This is a genomic window from Xanthomonas axonopodis, from assembly GCF_001304695.1.
Lineage (GTDB): Bacteria > Pseudomonadota > Gammaproteobacteria > Xanthomonadales > Xanthomonadaceae > Xanthomonas > Xanthomonas axonopodis.
The window spans coordinates 1-20,827 of sequence record NZ_JFAQ01000180.1; the positions used below are offsets into that span (position 1 = coordinate 1).

A 20,827-nucleotide genomic window follows, 5' to 3' on the forward strand; every position below is an offset into this window, starting at 1 on the left:
CCTTCGGGCACCTTCCCCCGCTTGCGGGGGAAGGTGCCCGAAGGGCGGATGGGGGCAATCACGGTGCGCCCCGATCACGACAGGCGCGACAGACGCGTACCCGCGCCGGAATCCCGGCGGCATTTCGGCACGCCGCTTGCACTGGTGTCAGTGCCTCCCTGGCTGACCTCACCCATGAGCGACTCCGTTACCTCGATTCTTTCGCAGATCCGCAGCTACCAGACGCAGATGGGCCAAGGCTCGATGGCTGCGGTGGGCGATGCTGCGCGTGGCAACCAGATTCAGGGACTGGCCGGCGCACAGGGAACACCGGCGACCCAGGCACCGAGCTTCAGCGAAACCTTGCGCGGCGCCATCGGCGACGTCAACGAGGCCCAGCAGAAGGCCGGCGCGCTGTCCAAAGCATTCGAAATGGGCGATCCCAATGCCGATCTGGCACGGGTCATGGTCGCTTCCCAGCAGTCCCAGGTGGCCTTCCGCGCCACCGTGGAAGTCCGCAACCGTCTCGTCCAGGCTTACCAGGACGTCATGAACATGCCGCTGTAAAGGTTGACGACACATGGCTCTAGCGATCAGCAAAGAAAACATGAACCAGAACGCCGAGAAGGCGGGGCAATGGTTCGACCGTGTCCGCAGCCTGCAGATCACCCGCAAGCTGACCATGATGACGATGATTGCCCTGGCGGTCGCGGCCGGTCTGGCGGTGTTCTTCTGGTCGCAGAAGCCTGGGTATCAGTCGCTGTACACCGGTCTGGATGAAAAGGGCAACGCCGAAGCGGCCGAACTGCTGCGCACCGCGCAGATTCCCTACAAGATCGACCAGGCCACCGGCGCCATCTCGGTGCCGCAGGACCGCCTGTACGACGCCCGCCTGAAGCTGGCCGGCTCCGGCCTCACCGGCAAGGAAACCGGCGGCGGCTTCGAGCTGATGGAAAAGGACCCCGGCTTTGGCGTCAGCCAGTTCGTGGAAAACGCCCGTTACCAGCACGCGCTGGAAACCGAACTCTCGCGCACCATCGGCACCCTGCGCCCGGTGCGCGAGGCGCGTGTGCACCTGGCCATTCCCAAGCCCAGTGCCTTCACCCGCCAGCGCGATGTGGCCAGCGCCTCGGTGGTGCTGGAACTGCGCGGCGGTCAGGGCCTGGAGCGCAACCAGGTCGATGCCATCGTCAATCTGGTGGCGTCCAGCATCCCGGACATGACCCCCGAGCGCGTTACCGTGGTCGACCAGAGCGGCCGCATGCTTTCCATTGCGGACCCGAACAGCGATGCGGCCCAGCACGCCGCCCAGTTCGAGCAGGTACGCCGCCAGGAAAGCTCCTATAACCAGCGCATCCGCGAACTGCTGGAGCCGATGACCGGCCCGGGCCGGGTCAATCCGGAAACCAGCGTGGACATGGATTTCTCGGTGGTCGAAGAAGCCCGCGAGCTCTACAACGGCGAGCCGGCCAAGCTGCGCAGTGAGCAGGTCAGCGACACCAGCACCAGCGCCACCGGCCCGCAAGGTCCTCCCGGCGCCACCAGCAATAGCCCCGGCCAGCCGCCGGCACCGGCTGCGGCAGGCGCGCCGGGCACCCCGGCTGCCGCCAATGGCCAGGCCGCCGCCGCGGCCACGCCGACCGAAAGTTCCAAGAGCACCACCCGTAACTACGAATTGGACCGAACCTTGCAACACACCCGCCAGCCGGCCGGTCGCATCAAGCGTGTCTCGGTGGCGGTGCTGCTGGACAACGTCCCGCGCCCCGGCGCCAAGGGCAAGATGGTCGAACAGCCGCTCACCGCTGCCGAGCTCACCCGTATCGAAGGCCTGGTCAAGCAGGCGGTGGGCTTCGACGCGGCACGCGGCGACACGGTGTCGGTGATGAACGCCCCGTTCGTGCGCGAAGCGGTGGCCGGTGAAGAAGGTCCGAAGTGGTGGGAAGATCCGCGCGTGCAGAACGGTCTGCGCCTGCTGGTCGGGGCGGTGGTGGTGCTGGCGCTGCTGTTCGGTGTGGTACGCCCCACCCTGCGTCAACTCACCGGCGTGACCGCGCTCAAGGACAAGCAAGGCAAGGATGGCACTCCACAGAGCGCCGACGTGCGGATGGTCGACGAAGATGACGACCTGATGCCCCGCCTGGAAGAAGACACCGCGCAGATCGGTCAGGACAAGAAGACCCCGATCGCTCTGCCAGACGCCTACGAAGAGCGTATGCGCCTGGCGCGCGAGGCAGTCAAAGCCGATTCAAAACGTGTCGCACAAGTCGTGAAGGGATGGGTCGCCAGTGAAGCCTGATACACAACCGATGACCGGAGTACAGCGCGCCGCGGTGCTGTTGCTGTCGCTGGGTGAAAGCGACGCCGCCGAAGTGCTCAAGCACATGGACCCCAAGGAGGTGCAGAAGATCGGCATCGCCATGGCCACCATGACCGGCATCTCGCGCGATCAGGTCGAAAAGGTGATGGACGAGTTCAACGGCGAACTGGCGGGCAAGACCTCGCTGGGCGTGGGCGCCGACGACTACATCCGCAACGTGCTGATCCAGGCGCTGGGCGCCGACAAGGCCGGCGGCCTGATCGACCGCATCCTGCTCGGCCGCAACACCACCGGCCTGGACACCTTGAAGTGGATGGACCCGCGTGCGGTCGCCGACCTGGTGCGCAACGAACATCCGCAGATCATCGCCATCGTCATGGCGCATCTGGACAGCGACCAGGCCGCCGAGGCGCTGAAGCTGCTGCCCGAGCGCACCCGCGCCGACGTGCTGCTGCGCATCGCCACCCTAGACGGCATTCCGCCAAATGCGCTGAGCGAGCTCAACGACATCATGGAGCGTCAATTCGCCGGCAACCAGAACCTGAAGTCGTCCAACGTGGGTGGCATCAAGGTGGCAGCCAACATCCTCAACTTCCTGGACACCGGCGCCGACCAGGGCGTGCTGGGCGAGATCGGCAAGATCGACGTCGATCTGGCCGGCAAGATCCAGGACCTGATGTTCGTGTTCGACAACCTGGTGGACCTGGACGACCGCGGCCTGCAGACGCTGCTGCGCGAAGTCTCCGGCGAACGCCTGGGCCTGGCCCTGCGCGGCGCCGATGTCAAGGTGCGCGAAAAAATCACCCGCAACATGTCTCAGCGCGCGGCCGAAATCCTGCTCGAGGACATGGAAGCGCGCGGCCCGGTTCGCCTTGCCGACGTGGAAGCGGCGCAGAAGGAAATCCTCACCATCGTCCGCCGCCTGGCTGACGAGGGCGCCATCAGCCTGGGCGGCGCCGGTGCAGAGGCCATGGTATGAACGAGGTGGTCACCCGCTGGCTGGCCCCGGACCTGCAGCTTGCCCCGGCCCTGCCGGAACCGGACTACGAAGAACCGGCCATGCTTGAGCCGGTGCTGCGCCCGCCGACCCTGGAAGAGATCCAGGCCATCGAAGACGCCGCCCAGCACGAAGGCTTCGCGCGCGGGCATGCCGAAGGCTTCGCCCAGGGCCAGTCGGAAGTGCGCCGCCTCACCGCGCAGATCGACGGCATCCTGGACAACTTCACCCGCCCGCTGGCGCGGCTGGAAAACGAAGTGGTCGGTGCGCTCGGCCAGTTGGCCGTGCGCATCGCCGGCCAGCTGGTCGGCCGTGCCTACCAGGCCGACCCGCAACTGCTGGCCGACCTGGTCGGCGAGGCAGTCGATGCGGTGGGCGGCGCCGGCCGCGAGGTCGAAGTGCGCCTGCATCCGGACGACATCACCGCGCTGCTGCCGCATCTGGCGCCCAGCAGTACCACCCGCGTGGCCCCGGACATGAGCCTGAGCCGCGGCGACCTGCGTGTGCACGCCGAAAGCGTGCGCATCGACGGCACTCTGGACGCGCGCCTGCGGGCTGCGCTGGAGACGGTCATGCGCAAATCCGGAGCGGGCCTGTGAGCGCCCTGTTCGGTGCCACCCCGGCCGATTGGCTGGATGCACGCAATCTGCGCCTGGCCACCCGGCTGGGCACGCTCGGCCTGGAACCCACCGCCGGCCGCACCCTGATCCGCGAAGGCATCCTGCGCCGCGCGGTCGGCCTGACCCTGGAAGCCACCGGCTGCGAAGCGCCGATGGGCGCCACTTGCAAGGTCGAGGTCGATGGCGGCTGGGTCGATGCCGAAGTGGTCGGCTTTGCCGGCGAGCGTACCTACCTGATGCCCAGCGCCGAACTGCATGGCCTGCTGCCGAACGCGCGCGTGGTGCCCTCGCGGCGGCGCGGCGGCGTCGAAGTGGGCGAAGGCCTGCTCGGCCGCGTCATCGACAGCGACGGCACCCCGCTGGACGGCAAGGGCCCGATCCGCGCCGAAGGCAGCGTCGGCATGGCCGGCGTGTCGATCAACCCGCTGGCACGCGAACCCATCACCACCTCGCTGGATGTCGGCGTGCGCGCCATCAACGCCATGCTGCCGATCGGCCGCGGCCAGCGCGTGGGCCTGTTCGCCGGCTCCGGTGTCGGTAAATCGACGCTGCTGGGCATGATGACCCGCTTCACCTCGGCCGACGTCATCGTGGTTGGCCTGATCGGCGAACGTGGCCGCGAAGTGCGCGATTTCGTCGAAACCACCCTGGGCGAAGAAGGCCTGCGCCGCGCCGTGGTCGTGGCCGCACCGGCCGACCGCCCACCCTTGGCGCGCCTGCATGGCGCCTACCGCGCCACCGCCATTGCCGAATGGTTCCGCGACCAGGGTTTGAACGTGTTGTTGCTGATGGATTCGCTGACCCGCTTTGCGCAGGCGCAGCGCGAGATCGGCCTGTCGGTCGGCGAGCCGCCGACCACCCGCGGCTACCCGCCGTCGGTGTTCGCCAAATTGCCGGCGCTGGTGGAACGTGCCGGCAACGGCCCCAAGGGCCGCGGCTCGATCACCGCCTTCTACACCGTGCTGACCGAAGGCGACGACCCGCAGGACCCGATCGCCGACGCCGCCCGCGCCATCCTGGACGGCCACATCCTGCTCTCGCGTCGGGTCGCCGACAGCGGCCTGTATCCGGCCATCGACCTGGAATCCTCGGTCAGCCGCGTGGTGCAGGACATTGCCGACGACACCTGGCGCCTGCGCATCCGCAAGCTCAAGCGGCTGCTCTCGGCCTACACCGCCAACCGCGACCTGATCGCCATCGGCGCCTACCAGCGCGGCAGCGACCCGGCCACCGACGAAGCGCTGGCACGCTGGCCGGAAATCGTCGAATTCCTCGGCCAGGACGTGCACAAGGCCTCGCTCCTGAGCGACAGCCTGTCCGCCCTGCAACAACTGGTCGAACCCGAGAACTAATCCATGATGCAGTCCAAACGGATCGACCCGCTGCTGCGCCGGGCGCAGGAACAGGAAGACAAGGTCGCCCGCGATCTGGCCGAGCGCCAGCGCGTCCTGGAAACCCACCAATCGCGCCTGGAAGAATTGCGCCGCTATGCCGAGGAATACGCCAACAGCCAGATGGCCGGCACCAGCGCGGTGGCGCTGAGCAACCGCCGCGCCTTCCTGGACCGCCTGGACAGCGCCGTGCTGCAGCAGGCACAGACCGTGCAGAGCAATATCGCCAAGGTCGAATCCGAGCGCACCCGCCTGCTGCTGGCCAGCCGAGAGAAGCAGGTGCTGGAGCAATTGGCCGCCAGCTACCGTGCCCAGGAAAACAAAGTGATCGAACGCCACGACCAGCGTGAGATGGACGACCTCGGCGCACGTCGTTCGCGCCTGGCCCGCAGCCAAGACACCCACGGAGAATCCGCATGACCCCCTTGTCCGCCTTCGCCGCCGGCCTTGGTGCGCTTGCCGGCACCGGCAAGAAATCCAGCTACAGCGACCCCTCGTCCGAACCGGACGCGGGCCAGGACCAGTTTGCGCGCATGCTCAATCCGGCAAACACGCCGAACCAGGCCCCGCCGCCGGCACCCGAGCGAGTGCCGGCCAAGCAGGCCGCGCCCAAGCCTAACCAGCCCGACAAGAACCGCAGCGACGACGACACCCACGACGATGCGGCCAGCGATGCCACCGCACGGCCGCGGGCGCAGGACGGCGATGCCAAGCAGGCCAAGCCAAGTACCGCCAAAGACGCTGCAAGCACCGACAACAGCACCGCGACCACGGCCAGCAAGACGGGCAAACCCGCCAAGGCCGCCGCGACCAGCGAAGAGGCGCCCGCAGAAACGGCCACCGCGACCGAGGCCGGCTGGCCGCCGGCAGGCCTGGGTGGCTTCGGCATGGGCCTGCTGGCGCAGGCGCTGCCGGGTGGTGACGTGCTGGCCGCCGCAGCAGCGGCACTGACGGCCAGCATGGCCGGCGCAGCCAGCGCCGCGGGCACGGCCACCGTAACGCCCACCGATGCAACCGCAGCCGCCGCCAGTACGAGCGCGGGCACCGCCCTGCCCGCGTTGGGAGCGCTGGTGCCGGCCGCCGCCTCAGGCGCCAAGCCCACCTCGACCACCGCCGTGAGCGGCGACGCGCAAACCGCCGCGTTGATGAGCATGGCCACCAAGGCGCTGGGACCGGCCGCCGACGACAGTGACGCCGCGGCAGCGCCGGACGCCCCTGCGTTCGTGTTGCCGACCACCACCGCGCCGGCACTCACCCGCCTGCAGGACGCCGCGCCGATCTTCAGCGCCTCGCCCACCCCCACTCCGGACCTGGGCAGCGACAATTTCGACGACGCCATCGGCGCGCGCATGAGCTGGCTGGCCGACCAGAAGATCGGCCATGCCCACATCAAGGTGACCCCGAACGAGATGGGCCCGGTCGAGGTGCGTCTGCATCTGGAAGGCGACAAGGTCAACGCCAGCTTCACCGCCGCCAATGCCGACACCCGCCAGGCACTGGAACAGAGCCTGCCGCGGCTGCGCGAAATGCTCGGCCAGAACGGCTTCCAGCTTGGCCAGGCCGATGTCGGCCAGCAACAGCAGAATTCCTCAGGCAATCGCAATGGCGGCAACGACAGCGGCAACGGCCTGATCCTGGACGACGCCCCACCTGTCGGAATACCGTCGGTAGTGTTACGCCAGCGTGGATTGCTGGACGCCTACGCCTGAGACGACGTGCCGGGCTCACCCCGGCACCGCTGATCCTCGCCCCCGGCCGGGGCCCAATGACGCCCTTCCACCCTGCAGCGCAAGGCCTGCAAGGGCTTTTCTGCGGGCGCACCGCCCGCGCCAGGAAACCAACGCGGTTTTGGCATGCCAGTTGCATCGACAGGGTGAGCATTCCCCTGGAGCAGACTGTGGCAGCGGCCGAAAAACCCAAGAAGACCGACGAGAAAGACGACAAGGGCGAGAAGAAAAAGGGCGGCAAGAAGCCCATCCTGCTCATCGCCATCGGTGTGGTGGTGCTGGCCGCCGGCGGCGGCGGCGCCTGGTTCTTCCTGGGCCACAAGGGCGAGGAAAAGGGTGGCAAGCACGACGCCCCCAAGGTGGCCGAAGTGCCCAAGCCGGCCCAGTACTTCCCGATGGACCCGGCCATCGTGGTCAACCTGGCCGACCCCGGTGATGGCCCGCAGTACCTGCAGGTCGAAGTGCAGCTGGTCACCCGCGACCCGGAAGAGCTCAAGCTCATCACCGAGAACGCCCCGGCCATCCGCGCGCACCTGCTGATGCTGCTGTCGCAGGTCAAGGCCACCGACGTGGCCGACCTGGCCGGCAAGCAGAAGCTGCAGAAGTCTGCCCTGGCCGAAGCGCAGAAGGTGATGACCAGCGAAACCGGCAAGAAGTGCGTCGAAGAATTGCTGTTCACCAGTTTCGTGACCCAGTAAGGCCTGCCCGATGAGCGTCAGTGATCTGCTTTCCCAAGACGAGATCGATGCCCTGCTGCACGGGGTGGATTCGGGTGCGGTCAACACCGAGCCAGAGACCCTGCCCGGCGAGGCGCGCCAGTACGACCTGTCCAGCCAGGACCGCATCATCCGGGGGCGCATGCCGACCCTGGAAATGGTCAACGAGCGCTTCGCGCGGTTGTGGCGGATCGGTCTGTTCAACCTGATCCGGCGCTCGGCCGACCTGTCGGTGCGCGGCATCGACCTGGTCAAGTTCAACGAGTACATGCACTCGCTGTATGTGCCGACCAACCTCAACCTGATCCGTTTCAAGCCGCTGCGCGGCACCGGCCTGATCGTGTTCGAACCCACGCTGGTGTTCACCGTGGTGGACAACTTCTTCGGTGGCGACGGCCGCTTCCACACCCGCATCGAAGGCCGCGAATTCACCGCCACCGAGATGCGCGTGATCCAGCTGATGCTCAAGCAGACCTTCGCCGACCTGAAGGAAGCCTGGGCGCCGGTGATGGACGTGGATTTCGAGTACATCAACTCGGAGATCAACCCGCACTTCGCCAACATCGTCACCCCGCGCGAATACGTGGTGGTGTGCCGGTTCCATATGGAGCTGGAAGGCGGCGGCGGAGAAATTCACATCACCCTGCCGTATTCGATGCTGGAGCCGATCCGCGAACTGCTCGATGCCGGCATCCAGAGCGACCGCAACGACCGCGACGACTCCTGGAACGTGATGCTGCGCGAACAGCTGGACACCGCCGAGGTGACCCTGTCCAGCGTGCTGGCCAGCAAGCGCGTGAGCCTGCGCCAGCTCACCGGTTTGAAGGTCGGCGACATCCTGCCGATCGACCTGCCCGCCCAGGTGCCGCTGTGCGTGGAAGATATCCCGTTATTCACCGGCGAATTCGGCGTTTCCAATGGCAACAACGCCGTCAAGATCATCGCCGTACGCCCGCCCGGCGTGCAAGCCCCACGCGCCGTTCCCTCCCAGGACTCCAGCAAATGATCAACTCCGACATCCTCGACGCCTCGCCTGCCACCTTCGACAGCCTGCAGGCCGAGCAGGACCAGAACGCGGCCGACCTCAACCTGGACGTGATCCTGGACGTACCGGTGACCCTGTCGCTGGAAGTGGGCCGCGCACGCATTCCGATCCGCAACCTGCTGCAGCTCAACCAGGGCTCGGTGGTGGAACTGGAACGCGGCGCCGGCGAACCGCTGGACGTGTACGTCAACGGCACCCTCATCGCGCACGGCGAAGTCGTCGTCATCAACGACCGCTTCGGCATTCGCCTGACCGACGTGGTCAGCCCCAGCGAACGGATCCGGAGGCTGCGGTGATCGGCCTGCTTGCCACTGCAGCGCCGGTCGCGGCCAAGGCAACCCAGGTCGGCGCGCAGGCGCCGTCCTCGCCCAGCCTGTTTGGCGCAGTCTTTGCATTGCTGTTGGTGCTCGCGCTGATCGTCGGCCTGGGCTGGTTGCTCAAGCGCATGCCCGGCAGCGGATTCCGCAGCACCGAGGGCCTGCGTGTGGTGACCAGCCTGGCAGTCGGTGCCAAGGAACGTGTGGTGGTGGTGGAGGTGAACGGCCAGCAGTTGTTGCTGGGCGTCACCGCCGTCGGCATCAGCACCCTGCACACCCTGCCCGAACCGCTGCCGCCCGCGCCCGCACCCACCCTGCCCACTTTCAAGCAACTTCCCAATTTCTCCCAGCTGCTCGCCCAGAAGCTGCGCAAGGACCCGTGACATGTTGAGCCGTTGGAATCGTTGTGGGCGCAGTGTGCGCCTGGTGCTGATCCTGCTGGTGATGAGTTGCCCGATGCTGGCCGCGGCCAGCCCGGCCGCGCTGCCGGCGATGGCGCAGGCAGCGGCACCGGCGGCGACCCCTGCCGCGGTACCGGCCGGTTCCAACCAGTTGCCGTCGCTGCCGAACGTGAGCGTGGGCCGCATCGGCGACCAGCCGGTAAGCCTGCCGCTGCAGACCTTGCTGTTGATGACGGCGATCACCCTGCTGCCGTCGATGCTGCTGGTGCTGACCGCCTTCACACGCATCACCATCGTGCTGGGCCTGCTGCGCCAGGCGCTGGGTACCGGCCAGACGCCGTCCAACCAGGTGCTGCTGGGCCTGGCGATGTTCCTGACCGCGCTGGTGATGATGCCGGTGTGGCAGAAGATGTGGGGCGCCGGCTTGCAGCCCTACCTCAATAACCAGATCGATTTTTCCACCGCCTGGACGCTCACCACGCAGCCGCTGCGCGCCTTCATGCTGGCGCAGATCCGCGAGACCGATCTGATGACCTTCGCCGGCATGGCCGGCGACGGCAAGTACGCCGGCCCGGACGCGGTGCCGTTCCCGGTGCTGGTGGCCTCGTTCGTGACCAGCGAGCTGAAGACCGCCTTCGAGATCGGCTTTCTGATCTTCATCCCGTTCGTGATCATCGACCTGGTGGTGGCCAGCGTGCTGATGTCGATGGGCATGATGATGCTGTCGCCAATGCTGATCTCCGCGCCGTTCAAGATTTTGCTGTTCATCCTGGTGGATGGGTGGGTGTTGGTGGTGGGGACGTTGGCTGCGAGCTTCAACGCGTCGTAGGTGTGGGCGCGCGTTGCGCGCGGTAGCATTGGTTACTTTGCACAAGCTAAAGAAAAGTGACTCGCGCCCGTAGGGCGTGAAAGCCTGATTTCACTGCGCCGCATTGATCAAGAAAAAAATCAAGCGGCGAGGCAATGCAAGGGCAAGTACAAAGAAAGTAACCAAAGAAACACACCCCGTCCTCGCCCCTTCCGCGCTACGCGCTCCAGGTCCGCAATCCGGGTAGAAATTTTTGTAAGGGACATCCATGTCCCTTACAAAAACGTCGCGCATCCATGCGCGCCGCCCTGCGGGTTGTATCTACCCGGCTTGCCGCTGCGGTATCGGGGCCCGTAAAGCCAACAGCAAAGTCAAGAACACAGCGACACGCTGACGGGAAGGCCACTGGCAAAGATGAAACCGACCTCACCCACCACCAAACCGCCAGCCAAGCCGCAAATCCCGAATCCCGAACCCCCATTCCCTGCCCCTTTGGCACCCCACTTGCATCAGCACCTCCCATGAGCCCTGAAATTGCCCTGACTGAATTGCGTGGTGGCCTGGTCACCGTCCTGTGGATTGCCGGGCCGATGTTGCTGGCCGTGCTGGTGGTCGGCGTGGTGATTGGCGTGGTGCAAGCCGCCACCCAGTTGAACGAACCGACCATTGCCTTCGTGGCCAAGGCGGTGGCGCTGACGGCCACACTGTTTGCCACCGGCAGCATGCTGCTGGGGCATCTGGTGGAGTTCACCATTGCGCTGTTCCAGCGCATTCCGCATCTGATCGGCTAGCGGGCCAGACCGGTGGATTCTGCAACCCAGATGGTGATCGACGGCCAGCGCGCGTTCGCGATGGTCGGGGCGATCATGTGGACCATGCTGCGCACCGGTGCCTTGCTCACCGCGATGCCGTTGATCGGCACACGCGCGGTGCCCGGACGGGTGCGGGTGATGCTGGCCGGAACGTTGGCGATGGTGCTGGCGCCGATCCTGCCGCCGGTGCCGGAGTGGGACGGGTTCACTGCCAGCGCAGTGCTGAGCATTGCGCGCGAGCTGGCGGTGGGCGCCAGCATGGGCTTCATGTTGAAACTGATTTTCGAAGCCGGCGCATTGGCCGGCGAACTGGTGTCGCAGTCCACTGGTCTGTCGTTCGCGCAGATGTCCGACCCCATGCGCGGCGTGACGTCGGGGGTGATCGCGCAGTGGTTCTATATCGGCTTCGGGCTGCTGTTCTTCGCGGCCAACGGGGATCTGGCGGTGATCGCCCTGTTGGTGGACAGCTACAAGGCCTTGCCGATCGGGACCGCGTTGCCCGATGCCGGCGCATTTGCCGAAGTGGCGCCCACCCTGTTCCTGCAGATCCTGCGCGGCGGGTTGACCCTGGCCTTGCCGATGATGGTAGCGATGCTGGCAGTCAACCTGGCCTTCGGCGCGCTGGCCAAAGCGGCGCCGGCATTGAACCCAGTGCAGCTGGGCTTGCCGCTGACGGTGTTGCTGGGGCTGTTCCTGCTGTCGAGTTTTGCCAGCGAATTCGCCCCGCCCGTGCAGCGCATGTTCGATACCGCCTTCGATGCCGCCAGAGAGCTGACGGCCTGACCGCGCACCGACAGCAGTGGCTGCTGGACGCAGGGAGCCTGCTGGCGTCCTTGTCGCACCGATCCATCCTTGCATCTCGCGACGTCGTGACTCGCCTCAAGTTTCTGAACGCGCAGCCGTCAAAGCCCCTACACGGTTGACGCTGCGTATCGTCGTCCAACACTTACCCACCCACGGGAATCGATGCTCACTGTGTCTGCGTTGTTGGCCCCGATGCGATTGCAAGGCGCTCGCCTGCGCGCACGGGCGTGGCTGTTGCTGGCGGCGGTGCTGGTCTGCGGCACAAGTTGGGCGCAAACCTACAGCTTCCGCGATTATGCCCAGGCCGACGGCCTGCGAGGCATGACCATCAACAGCCTGCTCGAAGACCGCCAGGGCGTGGTCTGGGTCGGCACCGAGCTGGCGCTGCACCGTTTCGAACGCGAACGCTTCACCCCGGTCGGCAAGGAGAGCGGGCTGGATGCGCGCTATATCCGCGCACTCGGGCTGGATGCGGCAGGACGTCTGTGGGTGTCCAGCGCCAATGGCCTGTTCGTGCGCGAGGGCAACGACTTCGTGCAGGTGCTGCGCGATGGCAAGCCGATCCGCGCCGACAGCGGCAATGTCATTGCCGCCTACGCCGATGGCGTGGTGGTGGTCAGCGAAAACAGCCTGCTGCGGCTGTCGCCCAGTGCCGCAGGCGGCTGGTCGGTCCACCCCCTGCCCTTGCAGTTGGACGATGGCCGTCTCCTGCCGGCCGGCAGGGCCTTGCTGGCCGATGGAACCGCGTTATGGGCCAGTTGCGGCCAGCACGTCTGCCGAATCGATGCCAGCGGCAAGATCACCTTGCTGTCCGAGGACGACGGCGTGCCCGAACGGCAATGGCGCGCGATCTTTCGCGATCACCTGGGCACCTTGTGGTTGCGCGGTGGCGGGCTGGTGCTCTCACGTGCCGCCGGCGAGCAGGTGTTCCGCAATCGTCCGGCGCCGGCGGGCACCCGATTCAACACCCTCTCTGGTGCCACCACGCTATCGGAAGACGCGCAGGGCCGCCTGCTGACGCGCTCGGACCGCGGCCTGGTGCGCTGGGAAGGCGACCACTGGCGCTACTTCGGCCAACGCCAGGGGTTGCAGATCAGCCCCATGGTCGGCCCGTTGATGATGCAGAGCACCGGCCAGCTGTGGATCGGCACGCGCGGCCTGGGTGTGCAGCGCTGGCTGGGCTACGGCACCATCGAACACTGGGACGAAAGCCAGGGTCTGGCCGAAGCGCCGACCTGGGTGAGCCAGCGGCTGCCCAGCGGCGAGCTGTTGGTCGGTGGCGATGCGGGCTCCAATGTGCTCGATCCGCGGAGTGGGCGCATGCAGCCGTGGACGCTGGAGAACGGCCAACCCCTGCTGCAGTCCATTTCCATTGCACTGTCGCCAGACGATGGTGCGGCCTGGGTGGCGCGCTCGTCAGGGGCTGTGGCGCGGCGCGACCCGCGCAGCGGCAAGACCACCGATGTGCTGCAGCTCGACCTGCCGATCAACAGGCTGATGTTCGATACCGCCGGCACCTTGTGGATCACCACCCCGCATGGGCTTTATCGCGTACAGCGCGGCACCCCGCTGCGGGCCGAGCGCGAAGCGGCGCTGCCGGCGGCCTTCGTGGGCGATATCGACCTGGATCCGCAGGGGCGGCTGTGGGCCAGCACGCGCGAAGGCCTGTTCCTGCAGGCAAACGACGGCAACTGGCAGCGTGTGCAGGTGCGCGGCGACCTGCCCAGCCAGGATTTCTTCCTGCTCGATTTCAGCGCCGATGGCGAGATCTGGCTGTCGCTGCGCGACACCGGGCTGTGGCATGGCCGGCTGCAGGCCGATGGGGTGCTGACGCTGGCCGCCGTGGACGACCCGCTGGTGGCACGGGTGATGCCCTTCATCCTGCGCCACGACAGCAAGGGCCGGTTATGGCTGGGCAGCAGCCAGGGCCTGGATGTGTACCAGAACGGACATTGGTCGCGGGCCACGCGCACGGAAGGGCTGTTGTGGGACGACATGTCGGCCAATGCATTTTTTGAAGATACCGACGGCAGCGTCTGGCTCGGCAGCAGCCGTGGTCTGACCCACCTGCTGGATCCGATGCGCCTGTTCGCAGCGCTGCCGCTGCGGGTGGACATCCTGCATGTACGCCGCGGCAACCAACCGCTGCTGCCGCAAGCCCGGGTGGAGTGGTCGCAGGTGCCGCTGGATGTGGACCTCAGCACTCCGGGGGCGGAGGGCGGCCCGGACCGCGTCAGCTTCCGGTACCGGGTCGAAGGCCATCCGGCCAGCTGGACCAGCACCTCGCTCAGCCACCTCACCTATCCGCTCCTGCCGCCAGGCAGCTACACGCTGGAAGTGCAGGCAATGGATGCCTACCAGCGCAGCAGCAGCCCGATCACCCGCTTCGGGTTCGAGCTGGTGCCACCGTGGTGGCGGGGCGTTCCGGCCATGGTCGGGTACGTGCTGCTGAGCATCGCGGCGGTGATCGTGCTGCTGCGTTGGCGCACCGCCAAACTGCTGCGACGCAAGCGCGAACTGGAGCAGCTGGTGGCCGCGCGCACCGCCGAGCTGGAACAGGACAAGCGCGATCTGGAGGCGGCGCGCGCCGAACTCTCGTTCAAGGCCACCCACGACGAACTCACCGGCCTGCTCAACCGCGCCGGCATCCTGGCCGCGTTGCGCGAGATGCTGCTGCATGCCGAACACAACGGGCGTCCGCTGGCGGTGGTGTTGATCGATCTGGACCACTTCAAGCTGGTCAACGACCAGCATGGCCATCTGGCCGGCGACGCCGTTCTGGCAGGCGTCGGCCGCCGCATGGACACGCTGATGCGCGGCGACGACCGCATCGGCCGTTATGGCGGCGAAGAATTGCTGGCGCTGCTGCCAGGCCTGAACCTGGATGCCACGCATCGGCTGGACACCCTGCATCGTGGCCTCTGCGGCGACTACCCCATCGATGGCGGCTGGCTGCATGTCACCTGTTCGGTCGGCGTGGCGTGGTTCCAGCGTGGCGAAACGCTCGAGCAACTGCTGGCACGCGCCGACGCAGCGCTGTACAGGGCCAAGCGCAGTGGCCGCAATCGTGTCGATTACGACCACGTGCCGCTGGATAAGTTCGATCAGGTGTGAGGGCTGCGCAGGTGAGCTTGCCGCGCGTTGCACCCGTCCAGCGCGGAGGCTGAAGGCACACAAGCGCTGACAATCGATTGCAGCGCCTGGTCAAGCGCAGGCCTGCGCCTGCCAATCACCGCGCCGTGAAAGCTCGGCAGGCGTGCCAGGTGAATCACGCTTGCGCAAACATGTGACGTGCGCCCTACAACACGCCAGCAAACGCCCGCGCTCGCCAGCTCCTCACGCCGTCATGCTCACTGAAGCATTAAAGAAATACGCGTTGGCAGCCGCTAATTGTTCCAATGCGGCCTGCGATGCGGGGCTGCCAATGGCAAGTGTGAGATACCGCGCGAGGGGCGCGGACCACATTGCCGATGCGTGGGAGACTGCAACGTCCGTGGGGTTTGAGCACAGCCAATGGAGGTCGTCGCACCGGCGTGCACCGTTTGCCGTGGTGTTGCTGTTGGCGTTGCTATCGTTGGCGGATCTGGCCGGCGCGCAGAGCATCAGCATCCGGCGCTATGCCCACGACCAAGGCCTGCTCGGGCTTGCAGGCACCTGCCTGCTGCAGACCCGCGCCACCTTGCTATGGGTGTGCACCGAGAGCGGGCTGTATCGCTACAACGGGCGCATCTTCCAACAGATCCCGCTGGACGGCCTGCGCAACGAGCTCACCACCTCGATCACCGAAACCGCCGATGAGCGGTTATGGGTGGCCGGCTTCCAGGCCTTGTTCGTCGGCGACGAGCGCGGGTTCCGCAAACTGCAACCGGATGAAGCCGGGCACCTGGGGGAACAGATGCAACTGGCCAGCCTGCCCTGGGGCACGGTGCTGGCCAACGGCGGCACGCTGGAAATCCTGCTGGGCCGCGCCAACGATCGCTGGCACAGCGAACCGTTGCTGGACACCGCAACCCGGGTACGCGTGCCCGAATTGTCCAAGTCGCTGAGCCTGTCGGTGGACGGCGACACGCTGTGGGTGGGCTGCGCACACAAGCTGTGCGCCATCGATGCGCAGCGCAAGGTGCAGGTGTTCGGGCCCGAACACGGGGTGCCGGACGACCGGTGGTACAGCGTGTTGCGCGACCACGACGGCGGGCTGTGGGTGCGCGGTGCAGGCACCCTGCTCTATCGCGCGCGCGGGGCGAGCGCCTTCAGTGCTCGCGCGCTGCCGCTGCTGGATGGCAGCACGGTCGGGCGGCCAGCAACGCTGGTGATGGACCGCGAAGGACGCGTGCTGGTGCGTCTTAACGACGGCCTGGCGCGTTGGGAAAACGGCCACTGGCGCACGTTTGGCGCAGACAATGGGCTACCACCTGGCAGCAGCGATGCAATCTTGGTGGACCGCGACGGCGATATCTGGATGACCGTCGACGGCGAAGGGCTGGTGCGTTGGGCCGGTTACGAATGGATCGAAAACTGGGACGCCTCGCAAGGCATGCCGGCCGCGCCGACCTGGTCGATCGCCCGCGACGCGCAAGGCGCGCTGCTGGTTGGCAACGAGCACGGCATCGGCCGTCAGGCCTACCCGGATGAGCGCTTCGTCCCGGCCCTGCAAAGCGGGGGCATCCAGGTCGTGGGCATGCAGCGCAGCCAGGACGGCAGCCTGTGGACGCTGAGTTCGGCCGGTCTCCTGCGCCGCAGCTGGCCGGATGGGCATAGCGCGCAAATCGCCAAACTGCCACGCAATGCGCGTCGTCTGCTCATCGACAGCCAGGGCCGGCTGTGGATGCTCAGCGCCGGCGGCTTGTTCGTGATCGAACACCCGCTCGACGGCGGCAGCATGCAGGCCGTGGCCGACGTGCCTGCCATCGCCTACACCGACATCCAGCAAACCGCCGACGGGACGCTGTGGGTCTCCAGCTCCAACGGCTTGTTCCGGCTGCGCGATGGGCGGTGGTCAAAGGTCAAGGTCAACGGCGGCGCGCCGGAGCCATGGATCACCAAGTTCCACATCAGCGACAGCGGTGAGGTGTGGCTGGCGTTCTATCGCCCTGGGCTGTGGCACGGCATGTTGTTGCACGACGGCCTGGACCTGCAGGAAATCAGCGACGAGTCGCTGCGCGATGTCGGGGTGTACCTGCTGCGCGGCGACAGCGTCGGCCGGGTCTGGGTGGGCCATGCACGCGGCGTCGAGGTCTACGACGGCGAGCGCTGGGCGCATCTGTCGCAGTCGCAGGGGCTGATCTGGGACGACGTTTCCGAGGCTGCGTTTGCCGAAGATCCGGATGGTTCGGTGTGGATCGGCACCGCACGCGGCGTGAGCCACGTGAGCGACCCGGCGCGCCTGTTCGACGGACGCCAGCCCAGCGTGCGCATCGACAGCGTCAGCCGCGGCGGCATGCCGGTGCAGCGCGGGCAGCTGCTGGGCTGGAGCGACAAGCCCTTGCACATCGAGCTGTCGACGATGGAGGTCTACGACGACCCCAGCCGCCTGACGGTGCGTTACCGCCTGCTCGGCCTGCACGACCAATGGATCCAGAGCGACAACCTGTCCATCGACCAGCCACCGCTGCCCTCCGGGCACTTCCGCCTGCAGGTCCAGGTGGTGGACCGCTATCGTCGCACCGCCTCGCCGATCGCCGACCTGCCCTTCGCGGTCGCGCCATTGTGGTGGCGCAGCCCGCCGGCGATCGCGCTGTATGTGTTGATCGGCAGCGGACTGCTGATCGGCCTGTGGCGCTGGCGGCACCGCCATCTGGTGGCGCGCGAACGCATGCTGGCCGAGCTGGTATCCGAACGCACCTACCAGCTGGAGCGCGAAAAGCGCGAGCTGGAAAACGCACGTGCGGCGCTGGCCGTGAAGGCCAGCCACGACGCGCTCACCGGCCTGCTCAATCGCTCCGGCATCCTGGAAGCGATGGCCGAAGAACTGCAGGGCTGCGCGCACGGCGAGCATCCGCTTGCGGTGGTGTTGATCGATCTGGATCACTTCAAACAGGTCAACGACGAACATGGGCACCTGGTCGGCGACGCGGTGCTGGCCAAGGTGGGCGCACGGCTGACGGCCTGTCTGCGCGATTCGGACAAGGTGGGCCGCTACGGCGGCGAAGAATTGCTGCTGTTGCTGCCAGGCATGACCCAACAGGGCCAGCACCGGCTGCGCGCCATCCACGAAGCGCTCAGCCTTGCTCCGTACGAGGTGGGTACCGCACGCCCGCTGCAGGTGACCTGTTCGGTGGGCGTGTCCTGGTTCCGGCTCGGCGACACCGCCGCCTCGCTGCTGGCACGTGCGGACGAGGCGCTGTATCGGGCCAAGCGCTCCGGCCGTAACCGGATCGAACCGGAGGAACCGGAAAGTTCGGTGGCATGAGCAGCGCCGGCGGCCAGGCCATACCAGGCAGGCGCGCACGGGACGGGAGCAGCGTGCACGTGTCATTGGCAAGGCACGGCGCGCCGGCAGTCGATGTGCGCGAACACGCTGTCATCCCGGACGCCGACTGCGCACGCAGGGCGGCCGCAGAACCTTCGGCGTGCCGTCTCTGGCGGTAACGCGGGGTGGCAATGGCAATGGCATTGGCCGCTTCCCCGCGCTCGAGAAGTCGCGCATGAGGTCGCTGGGTCTGGGGCAACGCGTCTTCTGGACGCGGGAACTGGTTAGGTGGTCGGAACCTACAACCTTGGCATGGTGATGCTGTCGCTGGTGGTGGCCGTGATGGCCTCCTACAACGCGCTGCAGCTAGCCGCACAGATGACCGCCAGTCGTGGCGGCATCGCGGCCGCGTGGTTGGTGAGCGGCTCCTTTGCCATGGGTATCGGCATCTGGTCGATGCACTTCGTCGGCATGCTGGCGTTCCGCCTGCCGATTCCGGTGGGCTACGACCTGGCACTGACGTGCTATTCGATGCTGGCGGCGATCCTGGCCTCGGCATTGGCGCTCTGGCTGAGCTCGCGCGCGGACCTGCCGTGGCCGCACCTCGGCCTGGGTGCCCTGCTGATGGGGCTGGGCATTGCGCTGATGCATTACCTGGGTATGGGCGCGCTGCGCATGGTGCCGGCCATTCGCTACGACCCGCTGCTGTTCGGGCTGTCGATCGCCATCGCCATCGGCGCCTCTGCCGCCGCGTTGTGGATCGCGTTCCGGCTGCGCCACGAGGGGCGCCGCTACAGCCTGCGCCTGATCGCCGCCCTGATCATGGGCGTGGCGATCGTGGGCATGCATTACACCGGCATGGCCGCCGCCCAGTTCGCACCCGGCAGCATATGTGGGGCGGCCGCCGATACGCAGTTGCCAGTGTCGTGGCCGGCGGTGGCGGTGGTGCTGGTGACCTTGGTCTTGCTCATGCTGGCGCTGGTCATTTCGTTGCTGTCGCGCCGCTTTCAGCAGCGCACCGAGGTGCTGGCGCAATCGCTGGCCAAGACCAATGCCGAACTGGCGCTGGCGACGCTGCACGACCCGCTCACCCGCTTGCCCAACCGCATCCTGCTGCACGAGCATCTCGTGCAGAACACCGAACGCGCCCAGCGCCAGGGGCAGCGCTTTGCGGTGATGCTGATCAACCTGGACGGCTTCAAGGTAATCAACGACGGCTACGGTCATGCGTTGGGCGACCGCCTGCTGGTGGTAGTGGCCGAGCGTTTGAACGCGCACCGGCGCGCGCATGGCAGCCTGGCGCGGCTGGGCGCAGACGAATTCGTGCTGGTGGCCGACATTGCCGACCCGGAAGATGCCTCTGCCCTGGCCGCGCATCTGGTGCAGGCGCTGGCGGTGCTGTTTCTGGTGGCCAACCACGAGCTGCGCCTGAGCAGCAGCATCGGCATTGCGCTGTACCCGGAAGACGCCGGTAGCGAACACCAGCTGCTGATGCATGCCGACGTGGCAATGATCCATGCCAAACATGCCGGCCGCAACCGCTACAGCTTTTTCGAACGCTCGATGACGGCCACCACCCGCGACCGCCTGCAGCTGCTGCAGGAACTGCCGCGCGCGCTGGAATTGGGTCAGTTCGTGCTGCATTACCAGCCCAAGTACCGCGCCGAGGACGGCTGCCCGATCGGCGCCGAAGCGCTGATCCGCTGGCAGCACCCAGAGCGCGGCCTGGTGCCGCCGGATAGCTTCATTCCGCTGGCCGAACGCAGCGGCATGATCGGCCTGCTCGGCAGCTGGGTGCTGCGGCAGGCTTGCCGCCAGATGCGCGACTGGCGGCAGGCCGGGCACGGCGACTGGCGGGTGGCCGTCAACCTGTCGGCAACCCAGTTGGCCTCGCCCAGCCTGCTGGACGAAGTGGCCACCACGCTGAGCGAGTACGCGTTGGCGCCAGACCAGCTCACCCTGGAAATCACCGAAACCATGGCCATGCGCGACGCCGAGGCCTGTCTGCGCACCCTGGGCCAGCTCAACGCGCTGGGCGTGCGCATCGCCATCGACGACTTCGGCACCAGCTATTCCAACCTGCTCTACCTGCGCAAGCTGCCGGCGCACGAGCTCAAGATCGACCGCAGTTTCGTCCAGGCCATGGACGACAGTGCCGAAGACATCGCCATCGTGGCAGCCGTGATCGCGCTGGCGCACACCATTCGCCTGCAAGTGGTGGCCGAAGGCGTGGAAACCCTCGCCCAGCGCAATACCCTGAAACGGCTGGGCTGCGACCAGCTGCAAGGCTATCTGCTGGGCCGCCCGATGGACGCCAAACGCTTCATCGCCACCGTGGTCGCCGAGCGCGACCGCCCACGCCGCCCGACCAGCTGAGCCGCTCACTGCAGCCCCGGCGTCTGGCCAACGGTGCAACCCGCAGCCACCGCTTTTCCGAATCACGAATCACGAATCCCGACTCCCAGCCCCACAAACTGGAACGCC

Annotated in this window: 17 protein-coding genes; all 17 read left to right on the top strand. The window is 66.9% G+C overall.

Going from position 1 to position 20,827, the window contains the following annotated elements:
* The first annotated feature begins 174 nt into the window (after window positions 1-174).
* The 17 genes from fliE to XAXN_RS15695 all read left to right on the top strand — a co-directional run bounded on the left by fliE (window position 175) and on the right by XAXN_RS15695 (window position 20,719).
* Window positions 175-546, top strand: a complete 372-nt coding sequence (fliE, locus tag XAXN_RS15615) for a flagellar hook-basal body complex protein FliE (RefSeq protein ID WP_054320229.1) — start codon at window positions 175-177, stop codon at window positions 544-546.
* A 13-nt stretch (window positions 547-559) separates the two neighbouring features.
* A complete protein-coding gene (gene fliF, locus XAXN_RS15620) occupies window positions 560-2,275 on the top strand; it encodes a flagellar basal-body MS-ring/collar protein FliF (RefSeq protein ID WP_054320230.1) in 1,716 nt (571 codons plus the stop codon).
* A gap of 10 nt (window positions 2,276-2,285) precedes the next feature.
* Window positions 2,286-3,275 carry a flagellar motor switch protein FliG gene (fliG, locus tag XAXN_RS15625; RefSeq protein WP_054320231.1) on the top strand — a complete coding sequence of 330 codons (990 nt, stop codon included), beginning with the start codon at window positions 2,286-2,288 and terminating at the stop codon, window positions 3,273-3,275.
* Window positions 3,272-3,892 carry a FliH/SctL family protein gene (locus XAXN_RS15630; RefSeq protein ID WP_054320232.1) on the top strand — a complete coding sequence of 207 codons (621 nt, stop codon included), beginning with the start codon at window positions 3,272-3,274 and terminating at the stop codon, window positions 3,890-3,892. The genes fliG and XAXN_RS15630 overlap by 4 nt, the downstream gene beginning before the upstream one ends.
* Entirely contained in the window at window positions 3,889-5,265 is a 1,377-nt protein-coding gene (locus XAXN_RS15635) for a FliI/YscN family ATPase (protein WP_054320233.1), read from the top strand. The genes XAXN_RS15630 and XAXN_RS15635 overlap by 4 nt, the downstream gene beginning before the upstream one ends.
* A 3-nt stretch (window positions 5,266-5,268) precedes the next feature.
* Entirely contained in the window at window positions 5,269-5,724 is a 456-nt protein-coding gene (gene fliJ, locus XAXN_RS15640; protein ID WP_054320234.1) for a flagellar export protein FliJ, read from the top strand.
* The gene (locus XAXN_RS15645) at window positions 5,721-7,013 is read left to right on the top strand and encodes a flagellar hook-length control protein FliK (protein WP_054320235.1); all 1,293 of its coding nucleotides are present in this window, start codon (window positions 5,721-5,723) and stop codon (window positions 7,011-7,013) included. The genes fliJ and XAXN_RS15645 overlap by 4 nt, the downstream gene beginning before the upstream one ends.
* 164 nt (window positions 7,014-7,177) lie before the next feature.
* The gene (locus tag XAXN_RS15650; protein ID WP_174515584.1) at window positions 7,178-7,729 is read left to right on the top strand and encodes a flagellar basal body-associated FliL family protein; all 552 of its coding nucleotides are present in this window, start codon (window positions 7,178-7,180) and stop codon (window positions 7,727-7,729) included.
* Between the two features lie 10 nt (window positions 7,730-7,739).
* Complete coding sequence (gene fliM / locus XAXN_RS15655; RefSeq protein ID WP_054320236.1) at window positions 7,740-8,753, top strand: flagellar motor switch protein FliM; 1,014 nt, start codon at window positions 7,740-7,742, stop codon at window positions 8,751-8,753.
* Window positions 8,750-9,088: a flagellar motor switch protein FliN gene (gene fliN / locus XAXN_RS15660; RefSeq protein ID WP_007969679.1), complete on the top strand. Its 339-nt coding sequence runs from the start codon at window positions 8,750-8,752 to the stop codon at window positions 9,086-9,088. Before fliM ends, fliN begins: the two co-directional genes overlap by 4 nt.
* Window positions 9,085-9,492 carry a flagellar biosynthetic protein FliO gene (fliO, locus tag XAXN_RS15665; protein ID WP_054320237.1) on the top strand — a complete coding sequence of 136 codons (408 nt, stop codon included), beginning with the start codon at window positions 9,085-9,087 and terminating at the stop codon, window positions 9,490-9,492. Before fliN ends, fliO begins: the two co-directional genes overlap by 4 nt.
* Before the next feature lies 1 nt (window position 9,493).
* Window positions 9,494-10,339, top strand: a complete 846-nt coding sequence (gene fliP / locus XAXN_RS15670) for a flagellar type III secretion system pore protein FliP (RefSeq protein WP_042822305.1) — start codon at window positions 9,494-9,496, stop codon at window positions 10,337-10,339.
* 500 nt (window positions 10,340-10,839) lie between these two features.
* Window positions 10,840-11,109 carry a flagellar biosynthetic protein FliQ gene (locus XAXN_RS15675; RefSeq protein WP_005917968.1) on the top strand — a complete coding sequence of 90 codons (270 nt, stop codon included), beginning with the start codon at window positions 10,840-10,842 and terminating at the stop codon, window positions 11,107-11,109.
* Window positions 11,110-11,121: 12 nt separating this feature from the next.
* Window positions 11,122-11,913, top strand: a complete 792-nt coding sequence (fliR, locus tag XAXN_RS15680) for a flagellar biosynthetic protein FliR (protein WP_054320238.1) — start codon at window positions 11,122-11,124, stop codon at window positions 11,911-11,913.
* A gap of 183 nt (window positions 11,914-12,096) precedes the next feature.
* Entirely contained in the window at window positions 12,097-15,048 is a 2,952-nt protein-coding gene (locus tag XAXN_RS15685) for a diguanylate cyclase domain-containing protein (RefSeq protein WP_425511883.1), read from the top strand.
* Between the two features lie 379 nt (window positions 15,049-15,427).
* Entirely contained in the window at window positions 15,428-18,343 is a 2,916-nt protein-coding gene (locus XAXN_RS15690) for a diguanylate cyclase domain-containing protein (protein WP_164514283.1), read from the top strand.
* A gap of 288 nt (window positions 18,344-18,631) precedes the next feature.
* Window positions 18,632-20,719 carry a putative bifunctional diguanylate cyclase/phosphodiesterase gene (locus tag XAXN_RS15695; protein ID WP_054320239.1) on the top strand — a complete coding sequence of 696 codons (2,088 nt, stop codon included), beginning with the start codon at window positions 18,632-18,634 and terminating at the stop codon, window positions 20,717-20,719.
* The last annotated feature ends 108 nt before the right edge of the window (window positions 20,720-20,827 follow it).